We start from the raw sequence: 18,358 nt of genomic DNA on the forward strand, positions 1-18,358 counted from the left end.
AAAAATCAAACCACTATTCTCTTATTTGTTTAGAGAATAGTGGTTTATTATATTTCCATTTAAGCATGTACAGCATGTCCTACCGCTTGCATTAACGCTTCATGAATTGCTTCTGATAAAGTAGGGTGTGCTGCAATATAATCTCTCATTATATCAGCGGTAACTTCTGTATGAATCATTATGGTTCCTTGACCAATAAGTTCAGTTGCATGAGGACCGATAATAGAAATCCCTACAATTTCTTGGTATTTAGGTTCTACAATGACTTTTACTTTACCTACTTGTTCTCCTAAAATAAGAGCTTTTCCGTTCGCTGTAAAAGGAAATTCTCCGATGAGAATATCACCATATTGTTCTCTTGCACCTTTTTCACTTAACCCGACACTAGCTATTTCTGGAGCTGTGTATATACAACGGGGCACAGCGTGATAATTTACTTTCACGTCTTCTCCGCTTGCGTGTAATGCTGCTGTCGTTCCTTCATGGAAGGCAACGTGAGCAAGCTGAATTCCACCGATCACATCACCAGCTGCGTAAATATGCGATACGTTCGTTTGCATATGTTCATTCACAGCAATCCCTTTATTTGAAAACTGAACCCCTGCCTTTTCTAATCCTAATTGTTGCACTCGTGGTTTTCTTCCTACAGAAACAAGAACAAATTCTGGAGTTACTTCGTGAGTAATTCCCTCGTATTCAAATGAAGCTTGCTTCTTATAGTTATTTAAACCTTTTAAAACTGCTCCCGTAAAAATTTTCACCCCATCTTTTTCTAATTTCTCTCTTAAAGTATTCGCGATATCTTCATCTTCACCAGGTATTAATTGCGGTGCCATTTCAACTATCGATACTTTTGTGCCAAGTCTACTATAAATGCTTGCAAACTCGCATCCTATTACACCACCACCAACGATTAACAATGAAGATGGTACACTCTCAAGAGACATGGCATGGCTACTATTTAAAATCCATTTTCCATCAAACGGAGCGAATGGTAATTCTGTAGGTTCGGAACCAGCTGCGATAATAAAGCTCTCTCCATCAACTACTTCTTCTTTATTTCCTTGTACAACTCGCATACGATGATCCGTTTCGAATTTCGCTTTTCCTTTTACAACTTTAATTTTATTTTTCTTCATTAAATATTGTATTCCTTGGACGAGTTGCATTACGATTTGTGATTTCCTCGCCTGTATTTGATCCCAATCAATTGATATACTTCCTGTATTAAGCGTAACCCCATAATCATTCGCTTTTCTCACAATGTCATGTACTTCAGCACTTTCTAACAGTGATTTCGTCGGCATACACCCAACATTTAAACATGTTCCGCCAAGGTCAGCTTCATCAATAAGAGTGACATCTTTGCCATTTTGAGCCGCGGTAATTGCTGCTACATAGCCAGCAGGTCCGCCCCCAATAACAACTAATTTACTCATTCTCTCACCTTCTCTTTATAAAAGAATTGTTATAGGTTCTTCTAAATAATGTTTAATTGTGCGTAAAAATGCAGCTGCTGGTGCACCGTCTAATACACGATGATCGAATGTTAAACTTAAAGGTAACATACTTCCTTTTCTTAATTTTTTCCCTTTAAATACAGGAACATGTTCAATTGCACCTACACCTAAAATACCAGTTTCAGGTGTATTTAATACCGGTGTGAAATATTCAATACCAAAGCTACCTAAATTACTAATTGTAAATGTCGTTCCGTGCATATCATCACTACTTAAGCTACCTGCTCTTGCCTTTTGTGCCACATTCTTAATCTCTTTAGACAACTCTACTAAAGATAAATTATTTGCAAAGCGAATAGCTGGAACGACTAACCCTTTTTCTAATGCGACTGCCATGCCTAAATGCACATGTTCAAATTGATGAATTGCATCATCTATATAAGCGCTGTTCATTTCTTTATGCTCTCCAAGTGCTAATACAACAGCATGCGAGACGAAATCCGTAATAGTTAATTTATTATCATATCTTTTTTGTACAACTTCCGCTATTTCTTTATGTAAAGCAACTAAATCTGTTACATCTACTTTCATCGTTAACGTTAATTGTGCGCTATTTTGTAAGCTTGCGTGCATACGATTTGCGATTGCTTTACGCATACCAGTAACAGGAATCGCTTTACTTTCTTCTCGTTCAGATATTTCCGGAACGTTTACTCTTACCTCAAGTGCTTTTAATACATCTGCCTTTGTAATCCTTCCGCCAGGACCTGTACCAACTAATGCCTTGATATTCAGATTTTCAGACTTTGCAATTTTCTTGGCTACAGGTGAAATTTTAATTCTTTGCTTCGATACTTCTTTCCCATTTGCTTCTTGATTTTGTACATTTTGTACTTCTATATTAGATGTTTTTTCTTCTACAACATGTGTGCTTTCCTGCATTTCTACCTTTTCATTCGGTTTACCGATGTAGCAAATTACAGTACCAGGCGGCACTCCTTCATCTTCACTTACAGCTATATCAAGTACCGTACCATCAGCTGGCGCTTCAATTTCCGTTTCAATTTTTTCTGAATTAATACTAGCAATTAGTTCTCCTTTTGCTACATTATCGCCTGCTTTAATATTCCAGCTCGTAATAATACCTTCTTTCATCGCCATACCTAACTTCGGCATTACAACTTCTACAGCCATGTCTCTCTCTCCCTTCTCATCGTTTTATTACACATGTAATAAAGATTGGTCTCCGATCATTTCTGATACAGTTTCAATTACTTTTTCTGGTGTTGGCAAATACAACTTTTCAAGTGGTGGTGAGAACGGAACAGGTGTATGGGGTGCTGTAATTCGTTTAATAGGTGCATCTAACAAATCAAAACCTTTATCCGCTACAATTGCCGCAATATCTGTTGCAATACTACATCTAGGATTCGCTTCGTCAATGACGATAAGACGATTTGTTTTTTCAACAGATGATAAAATAGTATCTTCATCAAGTGGTGATAAAGATCGTGGATCAATTACTTCTACTTCAAGCCCCTTTTTCGATAATTGCTTTGCAGCTGCAAGCGCTGTATGAACTTGCTTTCCGATTGCGACAATTGTTACATCAGAACCTTCCCGTTTAATATCTGCTTTTCCTAATGGAATTGTATAGTATCCTTCTGGCACTTCACCTTTCATATTGTAAAGTGTTTTATCCTCAAAGAAGATTACTGGATCATCATCTTCAATTGCCGCTAATAATAAGCCTTTTGCATCATACGGTGTGGAAGGAACAACAACTTTAATACCTGGTATGCTCGTAAATAATGCGTACAAACTTTGTGAATGTTGAGCTGCTGCACTAAAACCAGCGCCATGCATCGTACGTACTGTAACGGGTACTTTTGCTTTACCTCCAAACATATAACGGAATTTCGCACCTTGGTTTAATACTTGGTCAAGACAACTACCGATAAAATCATTAAACATTAACTCAGCTATCGGACGTAACCCAGTTGCAGCAGCTGCCATCGCAGCTCCCATATAACCCGCTTCAGAAATTGGTGTATCCAATATACGATTTCGGCCAAACTCTTGTACAAGTCCTTTCGTAACACCAAGAACACCACCCCAAGCTTCATCATCTTGCAGGTGATCAACTTGTGCACCGCCTGCAACATCTTCACCTATTAAAATTACATTTTCATCACGACGCATTGAGATTTTCATCGCTTCATTAATTGCAGTTGACATACTTACTGTTCTATTCATAATTTTTCACCCTCCTCTTATTTGTAAGAAACGTATACATCTTTTAATAATTCTTCATCGTCTGGGTATGGACTATTTTCACTAAATTCAATGGATCTTTGTACTGCATCATCTACTGCTTTTTCCATATCAACAAGTTCAGATTCTGTTAATAAACCTTCATGAATTAAATGCTTACGGAAATTCACAATTGCATCTTTTTCGTTTAAATGTTCTTCTTTTTCTTCTGATGTTTTATATGTTTGCGCTTCACCTTCGAAATGACCATAATTACGATATGTCATACATTCAATAATTGTTGGACCATCACCATTACGCGCACGTTCAACTGCTTCTGCAGCAGCTTTATATACAGCTAGAAGATCTTTTCCATCTACTTGAACACCTGGAATATTATAAGCTTTTGCGCGATCAGCGATAGAATCACAACTTGAAGCATATTCAAATGTAGTTGCTTCACCGTAACCGTTATTTTCTGCAATAAAAATAACTGGTAACTTCCAAATCGCCGCTAAATTAACCCCTTCATGGAATGTTCCTTCATTATTTGCTCCGTCACCGAAGAAGCAAACACTTACATCTTTTGTTCCTTTATATTTAGCTGTTAATGCTGAACCGCAAGCAAGTGGGAAACCCCCGCCTACAATGCCATTCGCACCAAGCATTCCTTTATCCAAATCGGCAATATGCATGGAACCGCCTTTACCTTTACATAATCCTGTCGCTTTCCCGAAAAGTTCAGCCATCATACCATTTAAATCACAACCTTTTGCGATACAATGTCCATGACCTCTATGTGTACTTGTAATACTGTCACTATCCGTTAAGTGGGCACATACACCAACTGCTACCGCTTCTTCACCTGCGTATAAATGAACGAAACCTGGCAAAACGCCTTGCGCGAACAATTCATGCACCTTATCTTCAAACTTACGAATTTCTAACATTTTTTCGTACATCCAATGAGCTTGTTCTTTCGTAATTTCATTCCCTTTACTTTCAGTTGTTTTTAACATGTCCAGCCCTCCTATTTTCTTGTTCGTCTTTTATATTGCAAGTATTGTGCCAATTTCGAATCCTTGTTTTAATAGGTTTTCTCTATCTTTTAACAATAAAAAAGTGGACAAAATGAGACGTTTGTCTCGTTTTGTCCACCTTTGTTCCCTTAATAAGAGAATTGTTACTTTATTCATTATCAAAGCTCTTCTGTAATTTTCGGATGTAAATAATTTGACCAATATGATATGCATTATGAGTTGTTACATTCGCTAGCACTTCCCACCACTTTGCAGAAACAGGAAATCCCACTACATCACTTTCAACCTTTTCTTCATTTATGAGATTTTGCCATTGTAACAGTTTTTCTAGTAGTTTTTCCCGTAATTCATCGAAAGTTTGATTATCTGAGAGCATAAAACTTTTGTTATTATCTCCTATAGCGGGTACTGCATTCACATTTGATTCTTTATACCTAGTTTGCCACGTAGAGTTCCAATACAGTAAATGTTGTACGATTTCAGCTATACTATTACTCTCTTCATTCGGTTTCCAGAAAGCTTCCCTCTCAGATAAATCCTTAACTGCATCTGAAAATGGCATATACCAACTGGGATCATTTGCATTCGCTAATAGCTGATCTGCTAATACATCTTTTACATGGACCATTTTTCTTCCCTCATTTCATTATCATATTAATATACACTACTCTATATACGCTGATTCCCTATGATCCCCTTTTTTTACATACAAATTGATTTCATACTAAATGTAAGAATAATAGATTTTCTTATCATAACTCGTTATGATAAAAGAAAAAGAAAGCTGGCGGAAAATGAATAAAAAAATCGCAATAATTACAGGAGCCTCAAGTGGATTTGGACTATTAACTACACTCGAACTCGCAAAAAAAGATTATTTAGTTATCGCTACAATGCGAAACCTAGAAAAACAAGGAACCTTACTATCCCAAGTTACTCAACTTAACTTACAGCACAATATAAAAGTTCAACAATTAGATGTAACAGATCAAAATTCTATACATAATTTCCAATTGTTTTTAAAAGAAATTAATAGAATAGATCTCCTTATAAATAACGCAGGATATGCAAATGGGGGCTTTGTAGAAGAAATCCCAGTAGACGAATATCGAAAGCAATTTGAAACGAACCTTTTTGGAGCTATATCAATTACCCAGCTTGTTTTACCATATATGAGAAAACAAAGAAGTGGAAAAATCATTAATATAAGCAGCATTAGCGGCCAAGTTGGATTCCCTGGTTTATCTCCTTATGTATCTTCAAAATATGCATTAGAAGGCTGGAGTGAATCGCTTCGCTTAGAAGTAAAACCTTTCGGAATAGATGTTGCTTTAATTGAACCAGGTTCTTATAACACAAACATATGGGAGGTTGGTAAACAACTAGCTGAAAACCAATCTGATACAACATCTCCTTACAAAGAGTATATGGATAAAATACAAAAACATATTAATAGCGGTAGTGATACATTTGGTAATCCGATAGATGTTGCTAATAAAATTGTAGAAATTGCTGAATCTAAGCGTACAAATTTACGATATCCAATCGGTAAAGGTGTGAAATTTATGATCTTTGCGAAGAAGATTCTTCCTTGGAGATTGTGGGAACACCTTGTTTTGAGAAGCTTTAAGAAGATGTAATAAACTTTTTGAAAACTATTTTGAAAGAGGTGCTAATTAAATGTTAGGTTTACCGTATGGGAAAGTGTTTTTAGTGCCGTGGACTGAAGAATGGGAAATTGAGTTTATGAAAGAGAAACAAATCATTGAGGAACAAATTGGCGAACATATTTTAGCGATACACCATATTGGTAGTACTTCTATTCCATATTTAAGTGCAAAGCCAATTATTGATATAGCAATTGAATTAGAAAATTATACGGACGGTATACATTTTATTAAAAAGTTAGAACTACTAAACTATAAATATAGAAAAGAAGTATTACCCGAAAGATACTATTTTAATAAAGGTGAACCAAGAACTCATCAAATTCATATGTATGAACAAGGGAATACATATTTAATAGAACAATTACAATTTCGTGATTACTTAATAGACAATAAAACTGCACGCATGCAGTATGAACAGTTAAAAATTCAACTTTCACAAGCTAATCCTACTGATAAACATAAGTATGCAGAGGATAAAACTAATTTCATTACATCTATATTAACTAAAATAAATGCTTAAATAAACAAGAAACCATTTAGTAGTAAATGGTTTCTTGCTTATTAGTTATTTCATTATTTGTACTATCAAATTTTTATTATACAGCAGGTGGAAAGAAGTAAAATAGTATCGAAGTCATAAAAATAAACGTGAATACCCCAATTACCGAAAATATATATTCTTTCGATTCTTTATCATACTTCCATTCCATCAATGCTCTTAAGATTAACGTCCCACCTAAATAAGTAAAAATGACATAAGCGATATTAACACTTTCAAATTTAAAGATAAATATAAAGCTAGTTATTAAATAAATAAAAAGTAGTCCTATTTCCAATTTTTTATGTAAACTATTTACATGTTTCTTATATCCCCAAAAACCACCCTTGGGCATATTCAATTTTTTTCTTAAAAACTTATCGAGAAAGTAGACAGCTATACAAAAAACAATAGTTATAATCCCAAAAGTAGAAGCTCCCATTTTCACCCCTCCTATTATTTCATTTAATTACTTGAAATAAATTGGACTATATTACGGTTATCCCCTTCTAAATAACTTATGATGCCTTCAGGATATGTCGGCTTCTCCTGTAATTCCTCTAGACTTTTCCAAATTAATATAATATCCTCATGCTCTTTATGCCTTATTTCATTTGTAATGATTTTTTCAACAGTCCCCCAATGTATCAATGTACAATGATGACCATTTTCGTTGCCCCACTCAAAAATATGTTCATTTACAATTGCTAACTCTTGAACATCAACTTTCAAATCGTATTCTTCTATTAACTCTCGAATTATTGCTTCTTTTGACGTTTCACCAAATTCAATAGAGCCACCTGGAAAACGATAAAATGATTCATTCTCATCACATTGTACTAGTACTTTTGAATGTTCGTCGTTTACAATCATTACTTCAGTCCGTAAACGTGGTCTTATCATTTTCTCACCCTTTATTTGTATGACCATTCATCACCAATACGTATTATAGAATACATTCAAAATAAAACCTGTAATTATTAGTAACGGAACAATTCCAAACGAAATAATATATTCTTTTGCTTTCCTATCATATTTCCACTGCATATATCCTTGAAAAATGTACAACGTCATAAAAAAGAAAATTGGTATATAAGTCATGTATATTGGATTCAAAATTGAACCTATCATCATAAGTACTACATAAGAAATAATGATAATCCATTGCCCCCATTTATGTGATTGGCTGACATATTTACTATTCCATCCAGTTTGTCTCGGTATATTTAACTTCTTCCTCACAATTTTTTCTAAAAAGAATAAAATTATAATCCATAACAATAAGACAATTAGTTTCAAAAGAAACAGAAAGGCCTCCTCCTTTACCTTTTCTCCGGCTGATCACTCGGATACGTAGCACTCTCTTTATTTTCAACGTCCCAACTAATTATAGTCGCACTATCGCGTCCGAATTGATGATGAACGTGCTCTAATACATGATGAACACTTTCTTCAAGTTTTTTATTATTTCTATTCATATTATTATACAGATTTACTGGCGTTTCATATCGGTGTTCCCCGCATTCTAATACTCCATCTGTCACCATTACAATTCGGTTCTTTCCAGTACGTAATTCACGAATACCTGATGAATAACAAGGAACAGGTAAATCAAATGTGTTTACATTTCCAATCCATTCGTAAAAATGACGTTGATTTAATGCATATTGTCCTAACTTATGTAACTCTTCATGAAATACATACACTAAACAATCACCAATAGAAAGCCACCATATATAATTTTCTTTTCTTACACATAGTAAGCAAGCTGTTTCACCTTGTATTCTTTTGCACTTTTCCTTAAATGAAGATGACTGAAAAATTGTAAGTATATGATTTTCAACATACTGAAATACTGTATCAATTGGTTCATTCAAAATTATTCTTATATTTTCATATTCTTTTTCGATTGTATTTACTACTAAATCAACACTTTCTGCACTATTATGTCCATCTAATATAGCTGCAAATTCCCATTCACCATTTGACCAAACTAATGCACCATCTTCATTCTTTTTCGCTCCAGCACTTATATTCCCGCCATATTTACCAAGTACAATATCACCATATTGCTTAACTGAAATTTCTCCTAAACACATTTCTATATTTCCAACCCATGAATATTGTGTATTATTTGTTGTATGCATACTCATTTACCATATACTTACGTATTCTTTCGCATAGTTTTTTTATTTTCTCTTCATCACCATATGGTGCACCAGTCCATTTCGCTACTTCGGTTGGTGACCAAAATTCTTTTGGTGTATTTGGATAACGTGGAATAATGTGCATATGCATATGTGGTACACCATTTCCTGAAACAAAAGTGTAAATATGCTCTGCACCTTCGCTTTCTTTTAGCGCTTTACTTACTCTACTTGTTATAAGTCCGAACGCTTTCGCTTCTTCATCTGTTAGTTCAGCAAGGCCAGGTACATGTCTTTTTATATCTATCATTACATAACCTAGGTATGTTTCTTCACTATCCCAGTAGACATGTCCAACGTAAACGAGTTCATCTTCGTAAATAGCTCCACCTGGAACTATAATATTTCCTTTATGTTTTTCGCAAATGAAGCAGTTTTGTTCTACTTGATTGTTTGTTGACATATCCATCACCATCCTTTTCATATATAATATCACAAAAAAAGGAAAAATAAGTTTCGTATTCCGAATTTTCATTCTCTTTATACAGCAATTTTTGAAATGAATTTACACCTCATTATTTCTTCAAAAACGCAATCCCAATTATAATCCCAATCACAATTCCGATTACTAAATTATTTGTAAAGTGCCCTTGAAATACACCGATTACAACCCCTATACCGACACCTATTGCCAAAGCATCATTTCTTTTTTTATTTTTAGCCAAAATTGCATCTCCTCCCATCATTTCTCCCTAAACAACATGCATTCACTTAAATGTATTAATATACGCACTATCTCGCTTGAATCTTTTCAAAAAATGCACTTTAACTTCATATATAATATTTTCCATTTTCTGTACATACTCCTTTTATAATGAAAAAATTTCAAGTAACCATTAAATATATATAGGCATTTACTATAAGAAAGATCCGTAATTTATTGAAGGAGGAACGATTCAAATGCATCCTCATTGGAATCCAAATATAAATCAACAGTATGTTTATTCCCCCATCCTGTAAGGAATACATTGCATCATGATTCACAATATATGATGCAGCGCATCGCAAGTCTTGAAAGTCAGTTAGCTAAATTAATCTCATTAATTGAAGAAAATAATCAATTAATTAAATCCATGGAACAACAGCAAAACCAAGTTTGTGCACCAGCTGGAGGTTCTGTTATCGTTCGTATGTAAACTGGATGCAATAAAAAACACACTTTGTAGTATAAAAGTGTGTTTTTTGGTCATTATTTTCTTTTCGTATGGAACCCTTGTGTAATTCGGTCTAATATAATTGCGATTACTACGATAGCTAATCCAGCTTCAAATCCCATTCCGATATTAACTTGTGTTACCGAGCGATATACATCAACTCCAAGTCCAGGAGCTCCTACAAGTGACGCTGTTACAACCATTGATAACGAAAGCATAATACTTTGGTTCACACCAGCCATAATCGTTCCGGTTGCAAGTGGTAATTGTACTTTAAATAGTTTTTGTGATGCAGTGGATCCAAATGCATTCGCTGCTTCAATTAAATCTTCTGGAACTTGTCTAATTCCTAAGTCAGTAAAACGAATTGTCGGTGGCATTGCAAAGATTACTGATGCAATAATTCCAGGTACTACACCTACTCCGAAAAATGTGATCGCTGGAATAAGGTATACGAATGCAGGCATTGTTTGCATAAAATCTAATGTTGGTTTTAAAAATTTTGAGAAACGTTCATTTTGAGATGCTAATATACCAATTGGAATTCCGACAATAATTGAAATAATAACTGACGTAAGTACGAGTGCTAATGTTTGCATCGTTTGTGCCCAGTAGTTAATATTCAAAATAAATAATAATCCAATAAGCGTAAAAATGACTAAAGATAGTTTTCTCGTTGTGTACCAAATGAGGAAACATAAGATAATAATCATCAATATGGCAGGAATTATTATTAAAAAATTAGTGAGTAAATCAACGAATCCACCAATAATATAAGAGAATCCTCGGAATAAGCCTTCAAAGTGCTCATATAAACTTACAACAAATGAGTCGACCCATTCCCCTAACGGAATACGCGGTATACTATTCATCGTCTTTCACCTCTTCCTCAATGTTTCCTGCAAGAGCTTGAATGACACTTTCACGTTTAATAATTCCTCTTAGCCTTTTCTTCTCATCGATTACTGGTAACGGATATTTCATCTCCGCCATTTTTGCATACGTCTCTTCCAGTAAAGTATCTAAATACACATGCGGAATATCATTAAGTAATAAATCAGCAATCGGCCACTGTTTTTGTACTGCCTTACTCGCATCATCCGCAGTTAATATACCTAAAAACTCATACTTTTTGTTTACAACATATACAGTTGAAACACCAGCATTCCTCATAATTTGAAGGGCTACACGAGGTCCACGATCAATTAATAAAGTTTCTGGTCGTTTTAAAATAGACTCCGCCGTAATTACTTTTCCTAAATTCACGTCCGCAACAAACTTTTCTACAAATTCATTAGCGGGGCTCATCATAATTTCTTCTGGCGTTCCAATTTGAACGATTTCTCCATCTTTCATTAATGCGATACGATCTCCAATTCGAAGCGCTTCATCTAAATCATGCGTAATAAATATAATCGTTTTTTCCATTTTATCTTGCAACTCTAACAATTCATCTTGCATTTCTTTTCGAATAAGTGGATCTAATGCACTGAATGACTCGTCCATTAGTAATACATCTGGATTATTCGTTAGCGCCCTTGCGATTCCAACGCGCTGCTGCATACCGCCACTAAGTTGACTTGGATAATTATCTTTATGATGATCGAGTCCTACTAACTGTAGCGATTCTAACGCTTTTTTCTCTCGCTCTTCAACCGGAACTCCTTGTATTTCTAACCCATATGCAACATTTTGTATAACTGTACGATGCGGAAATAGAGCGAATTTCTGAAATACCATACTCATTTTCGTTCTTCTTACTCTTCGTAACTCTTCTTTTCCCATCGTTGCGATGTCTTCACCATCTATGTATATATGACCTGCAGTTGGTTTAATCAATTGATTTAACATACGAACTAGCGTAGATTTCCCGCTACCAGACAAACCCATAATAACGAAAATTTCTCCAGAGTATACTTCAAACGTTGCTTTTTTCACCCCAACGTTCATTCCTGTCTCTTTTAAAATTTCCGATTTACTTTTTCCTTCTTTTAATAAGGAAAGGGCTCTTTGCGGATGTTTCCCGAATACTTTTGTTACGTTTTCAACACGCACCTTTGTATTATCCATGTCACTACTCCTTTTCTACCCATCTATTCACATAGTGTTGCGATTTTACAAAGAAATATTACATAAAAATGACATTCATAAGATTTCTTTAAAATTCTCGTTTCCGTTCATAATAAGAATGCTTACTTATACATTTATTTTATAAGGCAAACGTTACTTAGGAGGTTTTCAATGCGAAAGAAAATTTGGTTTATATGCCTTGCATTATTTATTACTATGATTTTCACTTCATGTAATGCAACAAATGCAAATTCGAAAGGGAAAATTAAACTTGGTGTAACAAGTTGGAAAGAAAATATTGCAACTGCAAACATGTGGAAAGTTTTATTAGAAGAAAAAGGCTACAAAGTTGAGCTCATGTATTTAGAAAAAGCCGCAATTTGGACTGGTGTTGCTCGTGGCGATGTTGATGCGAATTTAGAAGTATGGCTACCAGTTACAGATAAACCGCTAAACGATCGTTATAAAGATGATATTGTCTTAAAATCAAAATGGTACGAAGGTACTGGACTAGGTTTAGTCGTCCCTTCTTATATGAAAAATATAAACAGTATCGAAGATTTAAATGCTCATAAAGATGAACTAGATAATAAAATTGTCGGTATCGAACCCGGTAGTAGTCTTATGAATTTAACGAATAAAGCAATGAAAGAATATGATATAAAACTAAAACTTGTCCAATCCTCTGAAGCTGCGATGATGAGTGAACTAAAGAAAGCATATACAAAAAAGAAACCAATCGCTGTTACGCTTTGGAATCCGCATTGGGGGTTTTCAGAATTTGACTTGAAATATTTAAAAGACCCTAAGAAAGTATATGGTGAAAAAGATGACATTTATTACTCCGTTCGTAAAGGTTTCGAAAAAGATCACCCAGATGTTATAAAATACTTTGATAAATGGAAAATGAACGATGAACAGCTCGGTACGTTAATGGTCATGTTAAATAAAACAAAAGATCCTGAAGAAGCTGCGCGAAAATGGATTAAAAAAAATCAAGCATTAGTTGATGAATGGGTAAAGGATTAATAAAAAGGCTAGAGAATTAATATATCCTCTAGCCTTTTTCATCTTATTTTTTCGTAACAACATCATCTACAATCCCATATTCCTTCGCTTCTTCTGCAGTCATAAAATAATCTCTTTCTGTATCATGTGCTACTCTTTCAATCGGTTGGCCTGTTTTTTCTGCAATCATTTTATTAATATCATGCTTTAACTTTAATATTCTTTTCGCAGTTATTTCAATTTCTGTTGCTTGCCCTTGTGCACCACCAAGCGGCTGATGAATCATAATTTCACTGTTAGGGAGCGCAAACCGTTTTCCTTTTGCTCCAGATAATAATAGCAATGCACCAAATGATGCCGCAAAGCCCATGCACAGCGTTTGCACATCTGGTTTAATTAAATTCATCGTATCTAATATTGCAAAACCTGCTGTCGTTGAACCGCCGGGGCTATTGATGTATAAGAATATATCTTTCTCTGCATCTTCTGCTTCTAAAAATAATAATTGAGCTACGACACTACTCGCTACTTGATCATTAATTTCTGAACCGATAATAATAATGCGGTCTTTTAATAACCTTGAATATATATCATAGGAACGTTCTCCTAATTTTGTTTGTTCTACTACATATGGAATTGCATTCATTTTAAATCCCTCCAATACTTGTTATGCTGCGCAAAGCATACAACTGTAGGAAGAAGGTTGTTTCACATTAAATAATAAGACTGGCTGTTTAGATGGTAACTTAGTAAAATCTATTGACGGAAGCAGTTTCGTTAATAATCCCGGTCTCTCTTCTCGAATAGACGTTACTACAACTTCCATATCATCTGTGAATTCGACTATCTCGACCCCTTCTTCACTTACAGTTTTCAGCCTATTTCTACTCCGGAATAAAGAAGCTTTCACTGCACCTTCTGATACAGAACACACTTTAGCAATATCAGCGATACTATATTGAAAAACATCTTTTAATAATAAAATTGCGGATTGCTGTACATTTAATGAAGACAATACTTTCCCTACCATTTCATGCAAATCTGCAATGTTCTCATGTGGTTCTTCAAAAGTGATTTGTTCTCTTATTTTTTCATGAACAGACTTAGACTTCATCTGATCTAACCAACGATTTCTTGCTATTTTATAGACGAGTGTCATACAAATATCTTTATTTCTATATTTTTGAAGCACTTTACACACTGTTTCTTGGGCGAGATCTTCCCCATCCCATTTGTTTTTCGTTAAAAAAGTACAGTATCTTTTTAACTCTCCATATTGTTCAATTAAAAAGTTTATATTTGAATGATTCATATCGATACGGTTCTTTAAAACATGAGTTACTTTTGTGCACAAAATAACCACTCCTTTTCAGCGCTTACTTAATAAACGATTCAACATTAAAAAAAGTTACGGGGATATAAAAAAATAATGTTTATGTTCAATAATTCGCGGTCATAAATATGTTATGTACAATTTTACATGAGGAGGAACAAATTTGCCAAAATTAACAATTGAAGGTGCGGGAACATTTGATGTAAAAGAAGGAACGAAGTTAGTATTAGCAATTGAAGATAGCGGTGTCAACATTCTTCATCGTTGCGGCGGGAATGCACGTTGCACAACTTGTAGAGTAGAAATACTAGCAGGTGATTTCTGTGAAGCGAGTGCGAATGAGAAACATGCAATGACGGAAAAAGGGATTGAAGATCATTTACGATTATCTTGTCAAATGCGTGTACATAAAGATATAGTCGTTCGTCCGGTACTTACAGTTGAAAATTCAGGTCTTGATGCTGGACCGCGTCCGGCGGAGTAAAGCGATGAATTTAAAACAGCTCGCTGGCGAATATGCCGCTAACTTTGTAAATGATGGCATGAAGATTGGGCTTGGTACAGGTTCTACTGTATATTGGACAATACAAAAATTAGGTGAGCGTGTAAAAGAAGGATTATCATTTCAAGCTGTACCGACATCAAAGGAAACTGAAGCATTAGCACATCAACTAAATATCCCCCTAATTTCGTTAAACGACGTACAAAGTCTTGATCTTACAATTGATGGAGCGGATGAAATTGATTCAAATTTACAACTTATAAAAGGCGGTGGCGGTGCATTACTTCGTGAAAAAATCGTTGCCTCTTCCTCTAAAGAACTAATTATCATTGCTGATGAATCGAAACTTGTAACACATTTAGGTACTTTTCCATTACCTATTGAAATCATCCCTTTTTCATGGAAACAAACCGAAAATAAAATTCAGTCTCTAGGATGTCAAACAACATTACGTTTGAAAAATAATGAAACCTATATAACCGATAACAATAACATGATTATCGATTGTATATTCCCTAATCATATTTCTAATCCTGCCCATTTACACACTCAATTAAAAATGATTACTGGTGTAGTTGAAACAGGGTTGTTTATAAGTATGACGAGTAAAGTAATTATCGGCGCTAAAAATGGGATAAAGGAATTGTAATAAAAGCTAACTTTTTAAAGTTGGCTTTTTAGTATGTTCTTCTCTTAATAGCGCTTTATTATGATATACTATGAAAACACAAGCTGATTACACTAGAAAGGACTGAACATTTTGCAATCCAAACTTATAACAGAACTTGCTGATTTAGAAACTGCCTTTCATATTCGAAAAGAAGTATTTGTAAAAGAACAAGGTGTCCCTCTTGCAGATGAATTCGATACATTCGATGAAATCGGAGAGCAATGTAAACATATTTTAGTTTATTATAATGAGCTTCCTGTAGGTACAGGGCGTATACGATTTGTTGATGGCGTCGGAAAATTAGAACGTATTTGCATTTTAAAAGATTATCGTACATACGGATTAGGTAAAGTCATCATTCAAACGTTAGAAGAAATTGCTCGTAACGAACAAGCTACAAAAGTGAAACTACACGGGCAAACACAAGCTGAAGGATTTTATAAAAAATTAGGTTATGAAACTTCTTCTGATATATTTATGGAAGATGGCATTCCGCATATACTTATGACGAAAATGTTATCATAATAAAAAGGGTAGTGTATGAATCTTATGTATTCATACACTACCCTTTATTATTAATAGAAAAGTGAATTCTCAAGATTCTCTTTTGAAATCAAAGCCCATCATCTCTTAGTTCATATCTAGGTAAAGCTTACACTGTTTTCCATAATGATAATGCATAAATCCAGTTCGGATCACCATTTCCTTGATAACTCTGGACTGCTTCATATACTTTTCCTTCGTGTAGAACTCTATCTCCCTTTTTATATGCTTTTTTTGCATCCCACGCTTCATGTGAAGCGCTTTCAGTTTTTGTAGTAATTGTGAATATATCACTCTGTACGGATTCATTTCCAGCTACATCAACAGCTTTCACTACATATTTATAAGTAGTATTAGCGAGCAGATTTTTATCCATATAAGAAGTTGTATTGGATGTTGCAATCTTTTTCATTGACCCTTCTGTTTCTCTATAAATATCATAATGGTCTACACCAATATTATCGTCAGATGGACTCCACATTAAATCCACACTTGACGCTGTCGTTCCCATACTATGTAATCCTTTTGGTTGTGTTGGTGCTTCTGTATCAGGAGTCTCAACTGTCGTTTTTACTGTAAGCGCTGTACTTTCTTTCGATACATTGCCAGCTGCGTCAATTGCTTTTACAGTATAAGAGTATTCTGTACTTGGTTGTAACTTCTTATCAATAAAATGAGTCCCTGGTACTGTATCAATCATCTCTCCGTTACGGAAGATTTGATATCCTTTTACCCCTACATTATCCGTAGAAGCGTTCCATGTTAGTTCTACACTATTCGCTGTTACTTTTTGCGTCTGAAGTCCATTTGGAATACTTGGCGCTTCTATGTCTGGTTTCACATCATTAATAAGATTAACATCAATTACATTATAGAATGCATTTGCTGTATCAGCTACATCCCATACTGCTAAAATCACATGATATCCACTACGATCAGTAGGTACATTGATTTTATGAGTTAAATTATTTGAAGCTGCAGAACCATCATGTTGTACAGTTCCAATTGGTTCGAAATCTGCTCTTGTTAGCGCTTTATTTGGATTCCATCCTTTTTTAGTAATATAGTAATGCCACTTACTCGTTAAGTGAGGCGCAGTATACTTCCAAGTAAATGTATTTTCCCCACCAGTGATTGTATTTTTAAACCAACGATTTGCTGTTTGTTGATCTAAAATACCACCAAATTTTCCGCCTGCTGAAGCAATTTGTCCATCTACTGGACCACCTTGTGGGAAACCTTTTGGAGCTTCTAAACTTTGTGGTTCATACATAACACTTCCACAGTTTACATTTAGCGCACCATAAGTTGAACTACATAAAGCGGATCGGCTACCGGGCTTTTCAACAAAACCGTGCGCATAAGCATTTTGAGGAATAAGTGTCGTACTAATAATTCCAGCTGTTAATGCTACAGCTCCTAAACTTTTTTTGTTCATTTTCATATTTTGTAGTTGTTTTAAAAATCGATTATTCATGTTCATGTCTCCTTCTTGTTATACTTTGTAGTGGAATGTGGGCTTTGATGTAAAAGAATAACAAGAGACAAACTTGTACCGATGTATGTGTTAATTATGCATACACCGCAGTGAAATTATATTTTTCTTGTGAAACATTTCACTTTATGAATATATCATGACATAGAAATTACCTAAGTATGTGCAGAAGTTGTGCAGAAACAGTGAAATTATTACTAACATGTAAAACTAAGTCCTAACATTTTAAAATAAAATTTGAATATATTTATCTATCATCTTTACTTCATAATTGACAATACATTTAACTGGTTAACTTTTATTCTTATACTTATATCTCTCAGTGCCTTAGTTTTAACCATACTAGATATTAAAAATAAGAATTATAAAGTTAAATAAAAAGCATCCTATTTAGATGCTTTTCTAATGTATAATT

The 18,358-nt window shown here is 34.5% G+C and carries 22 protein-coding genes and 1 pseudogene; 7 read left to right on the top strand and 16 right to left on the bottom strand.

Going from position 1 to position 18,358, the window contains the following annotated elements; all coding sequences use genetic code 11:
- Positions 1-59: 59 nt before the first annotated feature.
- From lpdA to AC1Q8L_RS15915, 5 genes are all read right to left on the bottom strand, one after another.
- Positions 60-1,439 carry a dihydrolipoyl dehydrogenase gene (lpdA, locus tag AC1Q8L_RS15895; RefSeq protein ID WP_086387388.1) on the bottom strand — a complete coding sequence of 460 codons (1,380 nt, stop codon included), beginning with the start codon at positions 1,437-1,439 and terminating at the stop codon, positions 60-62.
- Between the two features lie 15 nt (positions 1,440-1,454).
- A complete protein-coding gene (locus tag AC1Q8L_RS15900) occupies positions 1,455-2,654 on the bottom strand; it encodes a dihydrolipoamide acetyltransferase family protein (protein WP_000257778.1) in 1,200 nt (399 codons plus the stop codon).
- 27 nt (positions 2,655-2,681) lie between these two features.
- Positions 2,682-3,716 (bottom strand): acetoin:2,6-dichlorophenolindophenol oxidoreductase subunit beta, encoded by a 1,035-nt coding sequence (acoB, locus tag AC1Q8L_RS15905; RefSeq protein ID WP_086387390.1) that lies wholly within the window; start codon positions 3,714-3,716, stop codon positions 2,682-2,684.
- A 17-nt stretch (positions 3,717-3,733) separates the two neighbouring features.
- Complete coding sequence (gene acoA, locus AC1Q8L_RS15910) at positions 3,734-4,732, bottom strand: acetoin:2,6-dichlorophenolindophenol oxidoreductase subunit alpha (protein ID WP_000921262.1); 999 nt, start codon at positions 4,730-4,732, stop codon at positions 3,734-3,736.
- A 169-nt stretch (positions 4,733-4,901) separates the two neighbouring features.
- Positions 4,902-5,381 (bottom strand): DinB family protein, encoded by a 480-nt coding sequence (locus tag AC1Q8L_RS15915; protein WP_000233794.1) that lies wholly within the window; start codon positions 5,379-5,381, stop codon positions 4,902-4,904.
- Positions 5,382-5,547: 166 nt separating this feature from the next.
- On the opposite strand from AC1Q8L_RS15915, the gene AC1Q8L_RS15920 reads away from it, so the two are divergent.
- The gene (locus tag AC1Q8L_RS15920; protein WP_212667958.1) at positions 5,548-6,393 is read left to right on the top strand and encodes an oxidoreductase; all 846 of its coding nucleotides are present in this window, start codon (positions 5,548-5,550) and stop codon (positions 6,391-6,393) included.
- A 40-nt stretch (positions 6,394-6,433) separates the two neighbouring features.
- Complete coding sequence (locus tag AC1Q8L_RS15925) at positions 6,434-6,943, top strand: GrpB family protein (protein ID WP_071713671.1); 510 nt, start codon at positions 6,434-6,436, stop codon at positions 6,941-6,943.
- Between the two features lie 76 nt (positions 6,944-7,019).
- On the opposite strand, the gene AC1Q8L_RS15930 is transcribed toward AC1Q8L_RS15925, so the two are convergent.
- From AC1Q8L_RS15930 to AC1Q8L_RS15955, 6 genes are all read right to left on the bottom strand, one after another.
- Complete coding sequence (locus tag AC1Q8L_RS15930; protein WP_000501282.1) at positions 7,020-7,403, bottom strand: DUF4181 domain-containing protein; 384 nt, start codon at positions 7,401-7,403, stop codon at positions 7,020-7,022.
- A 23-nt stretch (positions 7,404-7,426) separates the two neighbouring features.
- Complete coding sequence (locus AC1Q8L_RS15935) at positions 7,427-7,864, bottom strand: NUDIX domain-containing protein (protein WP_086387392.1); 438 nt, start codon at positions 7,862-7,864, stop codon at positions 7,427-7,429.
- Between the two features lie 30 nt (positions 7,865-7,894).
- A complete protein-coding gene (locus tag AC1Q8L_RS15940; RefSeq protein ID WP_000767735.1) occupies positions 7,895-8,260 on the bottom strand; it encodes a DUF4181 domain-containing protein in 366 nt (121 codons plus the stop codon).
- 23 nt (positions 8,261-8,283) lie between these two features.
- On the bottom strand, positions 8,284-9,108 hold the full coding sequence (locus tag AC1Q8L_RS15945; protein ID WP_140337042.1) for a PP2C family serine/threonine-protein phosphatase: 825 nt from the start codon (positions 9,106-9,108) through the stop codon (positions 8,284-8,286).
- Positions 9,092-9,592, bottom strand: coding sequence for an HIT family protein (locus tag AC1Q8L_RS15950; RefSeq protein ID WP_025118383.1), 501 nt, complete (start codon positions 9,590-9,592; stop codon positions 9,092-9,094). Before AC1Q8L_RS15950 ends, AC1Q8L_RS15945 begins: the two co-directional genes overlap by 17 nt.
- 91 nt (positions 9,593-9,683) lie before the next feature.
- Complete coding sequence (locus tag AC1Q8L_RS15955) at positions 9,684-9,851, bottom strand: glycine zipper domain-containing protein (RefSeq protein WP_000508401.1); 168 nt, start codon at positions 9,849-9,851, stop codon at positions 9,684-9,686.
- Positions 9,852-10,068: 217 nt separating this feature from the next.
- On the opposite strand from AC1Q8L_RS15955, the pseudogene AC1Q8L_RS15960 reads away from it, so the two are divergent.
- Positions 10,069-10,304, top strand: a pseudogene (locus tag AC1Q8L_RS15960) (hypothetical protein).
- A gap of 53 nt (positions 10,305-10,357) precedes the next feature.
- Here the strand turns inward: AC1Q8L_RS15960 and AC1Q8L_RS15965 are convergent.
- Together AC1Q8L_RS15965 and AC1Q8L_RS15970 are read right to left on the bottom strand one after the other, a co-directional pair.
- The gene (locus AC1Q8L_RS15965) at positions 10,358-11,194 is read right to left on the bottom strand and encodes an ABC transporter permease (RefSeq protein WP_001084773.1); all 837 of its coding nucleotides are present in this window, start codon (positions 11,192-11,194) and stop codon (positions 10,358-10,360) included.
- Positions 11,187-12,392 (bottom strand): quaternary amine ABC transporter ATP-binding protein, encoded by a 1,206-nt coding sequence (locus AC1Q8L_RS15970; protein ID WP_000370606.1) that lies wholly within the window; start codon positions 12,390-12,392, stop codon positions 11,187-11,189. The genes AC1Q8L_RS15965 and AC1Q8L_RS15970 overlap by 8 nt, the downstream gene beginning before the upstream one ends.
- Before the next feature lie 171 nt (positions 12,393-12,563).
- Here AC1Q8L_RS15970 and AC1Q8L_RS15975 point away from each other — a divergent pair, with 171 nt between their 5' ends.
- Positions 12,564-13,421: a glycine betaine ABC transporter substrate-binding protein gene (locus tag AC1Q8L_RS15975; protein WP_001227615.1), complete on the top strand. Its 858-nt coding sequence runs from the start codon at positions 12,564-12,566 to the stop codon at positions 13,419-13,421.
- A gap of 43 nt (positions 13,422-13,464) precedes the next feature.
- Here the strand turns inward: AC1Q8L_RS15975 and clpP are convergent, their stop codons facing one another.
- A complete protein-coding gene (clpP, locus tag AC1Q8L_RS15980) occupies positions 13,465-14,046 on the bottom strand; it encodes an ATP-dependent Clp endopeptidase proteolytic subunit ClpP (protein WP_000991612.1) in 582 nt (193 codons plus the stop codon).
- A gap of 21 nt (positions 14,047-14,067) precedes the next feature.
- Positions 14,068-14,754 (bottom strand): RNA polymerase subunit sigma-70, encoded by a 687-nt coding sequence (locus tag AC1Q8L_RS15985; RefSeq protein WP_025118382.1) that lies wholly within the window; start codon positions 14,752-14,754, stop codon positions 14,068-14,070.
- A gap of 142 nt (positions 14,755-14,896) precedes the next feature.
- Here AC1Q8L_RS15985 and AC1Q8L_RS15990 point away from each other — a divergent pair, with 142 nt between their 5' ends.
- From AC1Q8L_RS15990 to AC1Q8L_RS16000, 3 genes are all read left to right on the top strand, one after another.
- A complete protein-coding gene (locus AC1Q8L_RS15990) occupies positions 14,897-15,217 on the top strand; it encodes a 2Fe-2S iron-sulfur cluster-binding protein (RefSeq protein ID WP_001125388.1) in 321 nt (106 codons plus the stop codon).
- A 4-nt stretch (positions 15,218-15,221) separates the two neighbouring features.
- Positions 15,222-15,884 (top strand): ribose 5-phosphate isomerase A, encoded by a 663-nt coding sequence (rpiA, locus tag AC1Q8L_RS15995; protein WP_001049982.1) that lies wholly within the window; start codon positions 15,222-15,224, stop codon positions 15,882-15,884.
- Between the two features lie 111 nt (positions 15,885-15,995).
- A complete protein-coding gene (locus AC1Q8L_RS16000) occupies positions 15,996-16,430 on the top strand; it encodes a GNAT family N-acetyltransferase (protein ID WP_001190868.1) in 435 nt (144 codons plus the stop codon).
- A gap of 127 nt (positions 16,431-16,557) precedes the next feature.
- On the opposite strand, the gene AC1Q8L_RS16005 is transcribed toward AC1Q8L_RS16000, so the two are convergent.
- A complete protein-coding gene (locus AC1Q8L_RS16005) occupies positions 16,558-17,925 on the bottom strand; it encodes a lytic polysaccharide monooxygenase (RefSeq protein ID WP_001065161.1) in 1,368 nt (455 codons plus the stop codon).
- Positions 17,926-18,358: the final 433 nt, after the last annotated feature.

The sequence above is a fragment of the Bacillus sp. GW823-FHT06A11 genome (assembly GCF_058795355.1).

What these genes read in the sequence shown, in the direction of transcription:
- AC1Q8L_RS15930 (WP_000501282.1), bottom strand. Translation starts at nt 7,403, where the DNA reads ATGGGAGCTTCTACTTTTGGGATTATAACTATTGTTTTTTGTATAGCT.
- AC1Q8L_RS15950 (WP_025118383.1), bottom strand. Translation starts at nt 9,592, where the DNA reads ATGAAAAGGATGGTGATGGATATGTCAACAAACAATCAAGTAGAACAA.
- lpdA (WP_086387388.1), bottom strand. Translation starts at nt 1,439, where the DNA reads ATGAGTAAATTAGTTGTTATTGGGGGCGGACCTGCTGGCTATGTAGCA.
- AC1Q8L_RS15935 (WP_086387392.1), bottom strand. Translation starts at nt 7,864, where the DNA reads ATGATAAGACCACGTTTACGGACTGAAGTAATGATTGTAAACGACGAA.
- AC1Q8L_RS15915 (WP_000233794.1), bottom strand. Translation starts at nt 5,381, where the DNA reads ATGGTCCATGTAAAAGATGTATTAGCAGATCAGCTATTAGCGAATGCA.
- AC1Q8L_RS15970 (WP_000370606.1), bottom strand. Translation starts at nt 12,392, where the DNA reads ATGGATAATACAAAGGTGCGTGTTGAAAACGTAACAAAAGTATTCGGG.
- AC1Q8L_RS15945 (WP_140337042.1), bottom strand. Translation starts at nt 9,108, where the DNA reads ATGCATACAACAAATAATACACAATATTCATGGGTTGGAAATATAGAA.
- acoB (WP_086387390.1), bottom strand. Translation starts at nt 3,716, where the DNA reads ATGAATAGAACAGTAAGTATGTCAACTGCAATTAATGAAGCGATGAAA.
- rpiA (WP_001049982.1), top strand. Translation starts at nt 15,222, where the DNA reads ATGAATTTAAAACAGCTCGCTGGCGAATATGCCGCTAACTTTGTAAAT.
- AC1Q8L_RS15925 (WP_071713671.1), top strand. Translation starts at nt 6,434, where the DNA reads ATGTTAGGTTTACCGTATGGGAAAGTGTTTTTAGTGCCGTGGACTGAA.
- AC1Q8L_RS15965 (WP_001084773.1), bottom strand. Translation starts at nt 11,194, where the DNA reads ATGAATAGTATACCGCGTATTCCGTTAGGGGAATGGGTCGACTCATTT.
- clpP (WP_000991612.1), bottom strand. Translation starts at nt 14,046, where the DNA reads ATGAATGCAATTCCATATGTAGTAGAACAAACAAAATTAGGAGAACGT.
- acoA (WP_000921262.1), bottom strand. Translation starts at nt 4,732, where the DNA reads ATGTTAAAAACAACTGAAAGTAAAGGGAATGAAATTACGAAAGAACAA.
- AC1Q8L_RS15955 (WP_000508401.1), bottom strand. Translation starts at nt 9,851, where the DNA reads ATGGGAGGAGATGCAATTTTGGCTAAAAATAAAAAAAGAAATGATGCT.
- AC1Q8L_RS15900 (WP_000257778.1), bottom strand. Translation starts at nt 2,654, where the DNA reads ATGGCTGTAGAAGTTGTAATGCCGAAGTTAGGTATGGCGATGAAAGAA.
- AC1Q8L_RS15920 (WP_212667958.1), top strand. Translation starts at nt 5,548, where the DNA reads ATGAATAAAAAAATCGCAATAATTACAGGAGCCTCAAGTGGATTTGGA.
- AC1Q8L_RS16005 (WP_001065161.1), bottom strand. Translation starts at nt 17,925, where the DNA reads ATGAATAATCGATTTTTAAAACAACTACAAAATATGAAAATGAACAAA.
- AC1Q8L_RS15975 (WP_001227615.1), top strand. Translation starts at nt 12,564, where the DNA reads ATGCGAAAGAAAATTTGGTTTATATGCCTTGCATTATTTATTACTATG.